The following is a 274-nucleotide window of genomic DNA, read 5'->3' as shown; positions in this document are numbered from 1 at the left end:
AATGACGAATAGCGAAGGTATGGCAGCAATCACAAATAAATGGGTAATGACCAGAAATTGAGAGAGATAACCGCCAAATAACGGCCCAATGACAGAACCCAAACGAGCAATTCCAATACTCCAGCCCACCCCTGTAGTACGAAGTGAAACTGGGTAATAACTGGCCGACAAAGCATTAATGGCAGGTTGCCCACCAACAATGGCAAAGCCAGCAATAAAAATGATAATAAACAATAAAACGATATGACTAACAGAATAGCCAATTAAAGCAACA

Annotated in this window: 1 protein-coding gene; it reads right to left on the bottom strand. The window is 41.2% G+C overall.

The window, feature by feature from the left end; genetic code table 11:
- Nucleotides 1-274 (bottom strand): MFS transporter (locus SAZ04_RS22035; protein WP_332699719.1); only part of this gene is annotated, 274 nt, incomplete at both ends.

This window comes from Halalkalibacter lacteus, assembly GCF_036663595.1.
GTDB classification, from domain to species: Bacteria; Bacillota; Bacilli; order Bacillales; family Bacillaceae_D; genus Halalkalibacter; species Halalkalibacter lacteus.
The sequence above is the reverse complement of the archived record's forward strand: the minus strand, read 5'-3'. Positions and strand labels throughout refer to the sequence as shown.